Genomic DNA, 8,252 nt, shown 5'->3' with positions numbered 1-8,252 from the left:
CGAATCAGTATCGGGCTTTGCGCCAAGGTGCCGTCAAGCTTTTCCGCTTTTACTCGAAGCTTGCCGCTTGAGGCTCGCTGTTATCCTTCCGAAGGAATACCCATGCCCTGGATTACCCGCCCCGGCTGGCTGGGCAACCTGCTGGCGCTCGCCGCCGGCGCCCTGACAACGCTGTCGCTTGCCCCGTTCGATATCTGGCCGCTGGCCTTGGTGTCGATGGGTGTGCTTTATCTGGGCCTGCGCGAGCTGACGCCGAAACAGGCGGCCGGTCGCGGCTGGTGCTACGGCTTCGGCCTGTTCGCCTCGGGCGTCAGCTGGGTTTATGTCAGTATTCACGACTTTGGCTCGGCACCGCCTGTCTTGGCCGGTGCGCTGACCTTGGGCCTCGTCACCGGGCTGGCACTGTTCTTCCTGTTGCTTGGCTGGGCCTGGGCCCGCTGGCTGCGACAACCGACGGTGCCCCTGCTCAACGCCCTGCTATTCGCCGCGCTCTGGCTTGCCCTGGACGCCCTGCGCGGCTGGATACTGACGGGTTTCCCCTGGCTGTATGCCGGTTATAGCCAGCTGGAAGGGCCGCTGGCGGGGCTTGCGCCGCTCGGTGGCGTCTGGTTGCTGACCTTTGTGCTCGGATTGACCGCATCACTGCTTGTCGAGCTACCCCAGCTTCTGCGCCACACGGCATCGCTGGCCGGAGCATCGCTGCTGGTAGTGGCCCTCTGGGGCGGCGCACTGGGCTTGGGCAACCACACCTGGACAACCGCAAAAGCCGAACCAATCACCGTCGCCGCGATGCAGGGCAATGTCGCGCAAAGCATCAAATGGGACCCGAAAAAACTCGAGATGCAGCTCCTGCTCTATCGCGACATGACCTTCCGCAGCCAACCTGCCGATCTCATCGTCTGGCCCGAGACCGCGGTGCCGATCCTCAAGGAGCACGCAGAAGGCTACCTGACGATGATGAGCCGCTTCGCCCAGGACCGGCAATCGGCCTTGATCACCGGCGTGCCGGTACGCCAGCCCAATGCCGACGGCGAGCTGCGCTACTACAACGGCCTGACCACGGCAGGCGACGCGCATGGTACCTACCTGAAGCAGAAGCTGGTGCCCTTCGGCGAATACGTGCCGCTGCAAGACGTCTTGCGCGGGCTGATCGCCTTTTTCGACCTGCCGATGTCGGACTTCGCGCGCGGCACGCCTGAGCAGCCGCTGTTGCAGGCGAAGGGGTTTCAGATCGCGCCGTTCATTTGCTACGAAGTCGTCTACCCGGAGTTTGCCGCCAGCCTCGCGGCACAGAGCGACATCTTGCTCACCGTCAGCAACGACGCCTGGTTCGGCCACTCGATAGGCCCGCTGCAACATCTGCAGATGGCGCAGATGCGAGCCCTTGAAGCCGGTCGCTGGATGATTCGCGCCACCAACAATGGCGTCACGGTGCTGATCGACCCGCACGGCCGCATCGCCGAGCAAATCCCTGCCTTCGAAGAGGCGGTACTCTACGGCGAGGTCACCCCCATGCAAGGCCTGACGCCCTATCTGCAATGGCGCTCCTGGCCGCTGATCGTCGTCTGTGTATTGTTGCTCGGCTGGGGCCTGGCACGGCGGCTTGAAAGCTCGTAGCTTGAAGCTTGAAGCTTGAAGCTTGAAGCTTGAGGCTTGAGGCTTGAGGCTTGAGGCTTGAGAGCATTCGGCCCGCCGCCAATTCATGCAACGCCATTAAACAACTTCGTGGAGGCCCGCCCCCGGGCGAAGCTTTTGGCTTTCGAGCTGGCACGGGGTCCGCCTTCGCCGCAGGGCGCGCCTCCCACAAAAAGCGGTCCGGCGCGGGGCTTCGGCAGTGTGCTTTTTTGCTTGTTTGCTTGTTTGCTTGCTGCTTTTGACCTTGTGGGAGGCCCGACCCGGGGCGAAGCTTTGGCCTCCGTTTTCCACCGTCGCCGATGTTAAAGACGCAGTGCCCAGATCGTCACATCCGCTTGGCACACCGAAACCACACATCAATGGCTCAGGGAAGCGCCCTCAGCTTCTAGCCTCCAGCCTCCAGCGCTCTTATCGTCTTAACCCCTACCGATAGAGCAGTGGGTAAACCAGCATTCCCACCGCTTCGTTGAGCAAGGCGCCGTTCTGCCAGACGGCCTTCGCCTCGGGCAGCCAGCCACCAAAGGGTCGCCCGCTGGGGACACCCACGAATCCTACCGGGGCGGCGATCACCTCCAGCCCCATCTCCTCGAAACACCAGCGGGACCGTGGCATGTGCGATGCAGTAGTCACCAGCACGATACGTTCGATGCCCGCCGCCTCGAGTATTTCCGCGCTGTAGCGGGCGTTCTCCCAGGTGGTCCGACTGCGCTCTTCGAGCCATTGCGTCGGCGTGTTGAAATCGCGCTCCAGCGCCTCGGCAGCCAGTAGCGCTTCACTCGGCGGCTCGCCATAGTGCAGTCCACCACTGGCCAGGATCGGCAGAGCCGATGCCTTGGCCAAGCGCGAGGCGTAACGCAGCCGCTCGAGCGCAATATGGCTGGGCTGATCGGAACCCCAGCCAGGATCAGCCTGTTCACGACCTGCGCCCAATACGACGATCGCCTGGGCACGCCGGGCGAGGCCGCTCCACGCCGAGCGATCCAGCGCCACTTCGCTTTCAATTGCCCGCGCTGCCCACTCGACCGTCACCGGTAGACTCATCAGCCACAGCCCGCCGAACCCCAGTACGAAACAGAACGCTGCCAGCCGTGGCGAGCGACGCCGCAGCCACCAGGCCGCGAGCAACAGCAACAACAGCCCGCCGGGCGGCAGCAGCAATTGTTTGAAGAAATAGCGTATCGGCATGTCCGGCTCCGGTTGATCGGTCGCCGCAACTTTACCTCCCGGCGCGCCCGTTTGTCGCAGCACGGACGGACGCCCTCAGTGCTTTGGGTAGCTAGACAACCGCTGCCTGGCACGCAGCACCTGAGAGCCACACGCAGAGCAGGCCACCACGCCGGCCCCTTCCGGCCAATGCACGCTGGCGCCGCAGAGCGCGCAGAGCATGGCCTGCTGAAGCGCGGGTGGACTCTGCTTGCAGCGCTTGCCCGAATGCTGCCGCAGCACAGTACGCAACGCGGACCGGGTCGCCTGGCGGTCCAGTTGCGCCTGCTCCTCGGCAGCGGCGTGCCAACCGGACAGCCATTGCGCATCCTGTTGCAGATAGGCCCGGATCAGGTCGAACTCGGCAGGCGTTAGACCACCAACCTCCAATTCGGTCGCAGTCCCAGGGTCATCACCCGTCGTTCGTTCGGCTTTTTCCAGAGCCAGTGTCAACCGTTGCAGCACGCGTCCGTACAGGTTTCCCTCATCCGCCTGGCGCTCTCTACCCATGATTCACCTCGTGTTCATCCCGCCCCCTGTACAAGCGTAGTTCAGACTCGAACATCCACCTCGCACTCGACAAACGGGGCCGAACAATGCTGGCAAATCGGGTTTCCCTCGGTTGCGAAGGGTCATGTATGCTACGGCGCTTCCATGCGCTCGTCTCAACCCGCTGCGCCGCCGTTTTCGTCAGGCTTGGAGCCGGCGGTGCGGCAGCCCGAGTTGCGATGCGAGCAGCCAGCCTCTTTTCCAACGCCAGTAGCCATGCACGAACAGTATCAGCCCCGCGAGATCGAAGCCGCCGCGCAGTCCCACTGGGACGCGCAGAAATCCTTTGAAGTGAGCGAACAGCCAGGCAAGGACACCTTCTACTGCCTGTCGATGTTCCCCTACCCCAGCGGCAAGCTGCACATGGGGCACGTGCGCAACTACACCATCGGCGACGTGATTGCCCGCTACCAGCGCATGCAGGGCAAGAACGTGCTGCAGCCCATGGGCTGGGACGCGTTCGGCATGCCGGCGGAGAACGCGGCGATGAAAAACAAGGTCGCACCGGCCAAGTGGACCTACGAAAACATCGACTACATGCGCACTCAGCTGAAGAGCCTGGGCCTGGCAGTCGACTGGACGCGCGAAGTCACCACCTGCAAGCCCGATTACTACCGTTGGGAACAATGGCTGTTCACCCGCCTGTATGAAAAAGGCGTGATCTACCGCAAGAACGGCACCGTCAACTGGGATCCGGTCGACCAGACCGTGCTGGCCAACGAGCAGGTCATCGATGGCCGTGGCTGGCGTTCCGGCGCGCTGATCGAGAAGCGCGAAATCCCCATGTATTACTTCAAGATCACCGCTTACGCGGATGAGCTGCTGGAGAGCCTGGACGAACTGGACGGCTGGCCGGAACAGGTCAAGACCATGCAGCGCAACTGGATCGGCAAGTCGCGCGGGATGGAGATCAGCTTCCCTTACGACGTCGCCAGCATCGGCAGCGAAGGCGTGATGAAGGTGTTCACCACCCGCCCCGATACGCTGATGGGCGCCACCTATGTCGCCGTGGCGGCCGAACATCCGCTGGCCACACTCGCCGCCCAGAACAACGCCCAATTGCAGGCATTCATTGACCAATGCAAGCGTGGCGGCGTGGCCGAAGCCGACATCGCCACCCAGGAAAAGAAAGGCCTGCCCACATCCCTGCGCGTGCAGCACCCACTGACCGGCGAGTTGCTGCCGGTCTGGGTCGCCAACTACGTATTGATGAATTATGGCGAAGGGGCCGTGATGGCCGTGCCGGCCCACGACGAGCGCGACTTCGCCTTCGCTACCAAGTACCACCTGCCGATCAAGCCGGTGGTGCGCACCAGCGTTGGCGATGAGACTCCAGCCCCCTGGAACGATGCCTACGGTGAGCACGGCGAGCTGATCAACTCTGGCGAGTTCGACGGCCTGGATTTTGATGGCGCTTTCGACGCCATGAAAGTCGCACTGCAAAGAAAAGGGCTTGGCCAGGCCCGCACCCAGTTCCGCCTGCGCGACTGGGGTATCAGCCGCCAGCGTTATTGGGGCTGCCCGATCCCGATCATCCATTGCGACACCTGCGGTGACGTGCCGGTGCCGGAAGACCGGTTGCCGGTGGTACTGCCGGAAGACGTCGTCCCGGACGGTGCGGGTTCACCGCTGGCCCGTATGCCCGAATTCTACGAGTGCAGCTGCCCCAAGTGTGGCGCTCCCGCCAAGCGTGAAACCGACACCATGGACACCTTCGTCGAGTCGTCCTGGTACTTCGCCCGCTACGCCTCGCCCCATTACGATCAGGGGATGGTCGACCCGGCCGCGGCCAACCACTGGCTGCCGGTGGACCAGTACATCGGCGGCATCGAGCACGCCATCCTGCACCTGCTCTACGCGCGCTTCTTCCACAAGCTGATGCGCGACGAAGGCCTGATCAGCTCCAACGAACCATTCAAGAATCTGCTGACCCAGGGCATGGTGATTGCCGACACCTACTACCGCACCCTGGAAAACGGCGGCAAGGACTGGTTCAACCCGGCCGACGTCATTGTCGAGCGCGATGCCAAGGCGAAGGTCATCGGTGCCAAGCTCGCCAGCGATGGCCTGCCGGTGGAGATCGGCGGTACCGAGAAGATGTCCAAGTCGAAAAACAACGGCGTCGACCCCCAGGCGATGATCGACGCCTACGGCGCCGACACCTGTCGCTTGTTCATGATGTTTGCATCACCGCCGGACATGAGCCTGGAATGGTCCGACTCCGGCGTCGAGGGCGCGAGCCGCTTCCTGCGCCGCGTCTGGCGCCTGGCCCACGCCCATGTCAGCGCGGGCGCCGTTGTGAAACTGGATATTTCCACGCTCAGCGATGCGCAGAAGGCCGTACGCCGCGCCATCCACCTGGCCATCAAGCAGGCCAGCCAGGATGTCGGCCAGCACCACAAGTTCAACACCGCGATCGCCCAGGTGATGACCTTGATGAACGTGCTGGAGAAAGCAGCCGCGGCAACCGAGGAGGACCGCGCGCTGCTGCAGGAAGGCCTGGAAACCGTCGCACTGCTGCTGGCGCCCATCACCCCGCACCTCTGCCACGAACTCTGGCAGCAGCTGGGCAACAGCGGCTCGATCATTGATGCACAGTGGCCGGCCGTCGACGAATCTGCTCTGGTGCAGGACAGCCTGACGCTGGTGGTGCAGGTCAACGGCAAGCTGCGTGGACACATCGAAGTGCCGGCCAGTGCCCCTCGCGAAGAAGTCGAAGCCAGCGCGCGGGCCAACGCGAACGTGGTTCGCTTCACCGAGGGCCTGACGATTCGCAAGGTCATCGTGGTGCCGGGCAAGCTGGTCAACATCGTCGCTAACTGATTCGCCTTGGCGCGTGCGCCAAGGCTGGCAAGGGGATACAACATGATCAAACGCAATCTGCTGGTGGTCGGCCTGGCCCTGCTGTTGAGCGCCTGCGGCTTTCAGCTTCGCGGGACGGGCGATACCAGTTTCGCGCTCGATGAAATTAATCTGCAAGCACGCAACAGCTATGGCGAAACCGTGCAGCAGCTCGAAGAACTGCTCAAGGACAACGGCGTCAGGGTTTATTCCGGCGCTCGCTATACCCTGGATCTGGTACGCGAGCAGACCCGCCAGCGCACCGCCAGTTACACCACCGCTGCGCGCAGTGCCGAATACGAACTGACCCAGACCCTCGACTATGAGATCCGTGGCCCGCAGAACACGGTGCTGCTCGAAGACAAGGTCGAGGTGCAGAAAGTCTATGTGCACGACAGCAGCAACCTCATTGGCTCCGACCAGGAGGCCAGTCAGTTGCGCCGGGAAATGCGCCGCGAGCTTCTGCAGCAACTGAGCATGCGCCTACGCAACATCACGCCTGCGCAGCTCGACCAACTGCAGCAGACAGCGGAAGCGAAGAAGCGCGCCGAAGCCGAGGCCATCGAAGCACAGATGCGCGAGCAGAGCCAACGGCCACTGCAATCGCCACTCGAACTGCCGATTCAGTGATGGCACGGTAGCCGCCCTTGGTGTCTACCGCTCGAACCCATGAAGCTTTCCCCCGCCCAACTCGCCAAACATCTACAAGGACCGCTCGCACCGGTCTACGTGGTCAGCGGCGACGAGCATCTGCTCTGTCAGGAAGCCTGCGATGCGATCCGTGACGCCTGCCGTCAGCAGGATTTCAGCGAGCGCCAGGTGCTCAATGTCGAGACCGGTTTCGACTGGGGACAACTCATCGAAGCCGGCGCCAGCCTCTCGCTGTTCGCCGAAAAGCGCCTGCTGGAATTACGCATCCCCAACGGCAAACCCGGCGACAAGGGTGCCGCGGCGCTGATCGACTACCTTGCGCGCCCCGCCGAGGACACCGTGCTGCTGATCAGCCTGCCCAAGCTCGACGGCAATACGCAAAAGACCAAATGGGCCAAGGCGCTGATCGATGGCAAGCAGGTGCAGTTCGTGCAGATCTGGCCGGTGGACGCGCAACAGCTGCCGCAGTGGATCCGCCAGCGCCTGGCGCAAGCCGGCCTTGCTGCCGACCAGGAAGCCGTGGAGCTGATCGCGGCGCGCGTCGAAGGCAACCTGCTGGCCGCCGCCCAGGAAATCGAAAAACTCAAACTGCTCGCTGAAGCGGGCCAGGTAACCACCGAAACCGTCCAGGCTGCGGTCGCCGATAGCGCCCGCTACGACGTCTTCGGGCTGGTTGATGCCGCGCTGCTGGGCCAGCCCGAGCACATCCTGCAGATGCTCGCCGGCCTGCGTGGCGAGGGGGTCGAAGCGCCGGTCATTCTCTGGGCCGTCGCGCGCGAGGTCCGCCAGCTGGCCAACATCGCCCAGCAGTACAGCCAGGGTGCGCCGCTTGACCGGGCATTCAGCCAGGCCCGCCCGCCAGTATGGGACAAGCGCAAGCCGCTGGTCAGCAAAGCGCTGCAGCGACACGATGCAGCGGGTTGGCAACGCCTGCTGATGGATGCGCAGCGCATCGACGAGCAGATCAAAGGGCAGGCCGAAGGTGACCCCTGGATCGGCCTGGCAGATCTTTGCCTTCAGCTGAGCGGGCGCAGGATCGGCCTCTAGCAGCGAGACGCGAAATCGTGTCGGAGCGTCTGATTCGACACTGCCCAGCCCTCATGCCGCTATTGGAATGCCGCCGCCAAGGGATTCTGGACATTTTTTGAACAGGCCTTATGATGCCCTCGCCTGCTAGAGGCAACCAAGAGGGTAAGCAATGAGCAAGCAACGCAAGCGGCCGAACAAGGCCAAGACCCTGGTGGCGCAACCCCTGTTTCGCAGCCGCCAGGAACAACCGAAGAAAGGCAAAGGCAGCTACCGCCGCGAAGCCTCCCAGTCCACCCACTGGGAGGCTTCGGTCCTTCTGGCGGCTTGAAAAGCCAAGCTATTCA

At 63.2% G+C, this 8,252-nt stretch carries 7 protein-coding genes; 5 read left to right on the top strand and 2 right to left on the bottom strand.

Annotated elements, in window-relative coordinates; genetic code table 11:
* Window positions 1-102 precede the first annotated feature (102 nt).
* Window positions 103-1,617, top strand: a complete 1,515-nt coding sequence (gene lnt, locus NA637_RS17540; RefSeq protein ID WP_256073576.1) for an apolipoprotein N-acyltransferase — start codon at window positions 103-105, stop codon at window positions 1,615-1,617.
* Window positions 1,618-2,058: 441 nt separating this feature from the next.
* On the opposite strand, the gene NA637_RS17535 is transcribed toward lnt, so the two are convergent.
* The gene (locus NA637_RS17535) at window positions 2,059-2,820 is read right to left on the bottom strand and encodes a YdcF family protein (protein ID WP_256073575.1); all 762 of its coding nucleotides are present in this window, start codon (window positions 2,818-2,820) and stop codon (window positions 2,059-2,061) included.
* A gap of 75 nt (window positions 2,821-2,895) precedes the next feature.
* Complete coding sequence (locus NA637_RS17530) at window positions 2,896-3,348, bottom strand: hypothetical protein (protein WP_256073574.1); 453 nt, start codon at window positions 3,346-3,348, stop codon at window positions 2,896-2,898.
* A gap of 255 nt (window positions 3,349-3,603) precedes the next feature.
* Between NA637_RS17530 and leuS the strand changes: the two genes are divergently transcribed.
* The 4 genes from leuS (at window position 3,604) to arfA (ending at window position 8,236) form a co-directional block, all read left to right on the top strand.
* On the top strand, window positions 3,604-6,210 hold the full coding sequence (leuS, locus tag NA637_RS17525) for a leucine--tRNA ligase (protein WP_256073573.1): 2,607 nt from the start codon (window positions 3,604-3,606) through the stop codon (window positions 6,208-6,210).
* A gap of 42 nt (window positions 6,211-6,252) precedes the next feature.
* Window positions 6,253-6,858, top strand: coding sequence for an LPS assembly lipoprotein LptE (lptE, locus tag NA637_RS17520; protein ID WP_256073572.1), 606 nt, complete (start codon window positions 6,253-6,255; stop codon window positions 6,856-6,858).
* Window positions 6,859-6,897: 39 nt separating this feature from the next.
* Window positions 6,898-7,926 (top strand): DNA polymerase III subunit delta, encoded by a 1,029-nt coding sequence (gene holA, locus NA637_RS17515; RefSeq protein ID WP_256073571.1) that lies wholly within the window; start codon window positions 6,898-6,900, stop codon window positions 7,924-7,926.
* A gap of 151 nt (window positions 7,927-8,077) precedes the next feature.
* On the top strand, window positions 8,078-8,236 hold the full coding sequence (arfA, locus tag NA637_RS17510) for an alternative ribosome rescue factor ArfA (protein ID WP_256073568.1): 159 nt from the start codon (window positions 8,078-8,080) through the stop codon (window positions 8,234-8,236).
* Window positions 8,237-8,252: the final 16 nt, after the last annotated feature.

The organism is Stutzerimonas stutzeri (genome assembly GCF_024448935.1).
Taxonomy (GTDB): domain Bacteria; phylum Pseudomonadota; class Gammaproteobacteria; order Pseudomonadales; family Pseudomonadaceae; genus Stutzerimonas; species Stutzerimonas stutzeri_AO.
The sequence above is the reverse complement of the archived record's forward strand: the minus strand, read 5'-3'. Positions and strand labels throughout refer to the sequence as shown.

What these genes read in the sequence shown, in the direction of transcription:
- lnt (WP_256073576.1), top strand. Translation starts at nt 103, where the DNA reads ATGCCCTGGATTACCCGCCCCGGCTGGCTGGGCAACCTGCTGGCGCTC.
- NA637_RS17535 (WP_256073575.1), bottom strand. Translation starts at nt 2,820, where the DNA reads ATGCCGATACGCTATTTCTTCAAACAATTGCTGCTGCCGCCCGGCGGG.
- NA637_RS17530 (WP_256073574.1), bottom strand. Translation starts at nt 3,348, where the DNA reads ATGGGTAGAGAGCGCCAGGCGGATGAGGGAAACCTGTACGGACGCGTG.
- leuS (WP_256073573.1), top strand. Translation starts at nt 3,604, where the DNA reads ATGCACGAACAGTATCAGCCCCGCGAGATCGAAGCCGCCGCGCAGTCC.
- lptE (WP_256073572.1), top strand. Translation starts at nt 6,253, where the DNA reads ATGATCAAACGCAATCTGCTGGTGGTCGGCCTGGCCCTGCTGTTGAGC.
- holA (WP_256073571.1), top strand. Translation starts at nt 6,898, where the DNA reads ATGAAGCTTTCCCCCGCCCAACTCGCCAAACATCTACAAGGACCGCTC.
- arfA (WP_256073568.1), top strand. Translation starts at nt 8,078, where the DNA reads ATGAGCAAGCAACGCAAGCGGCCGAACAAGGCCAAGACCCTGGTGGCG.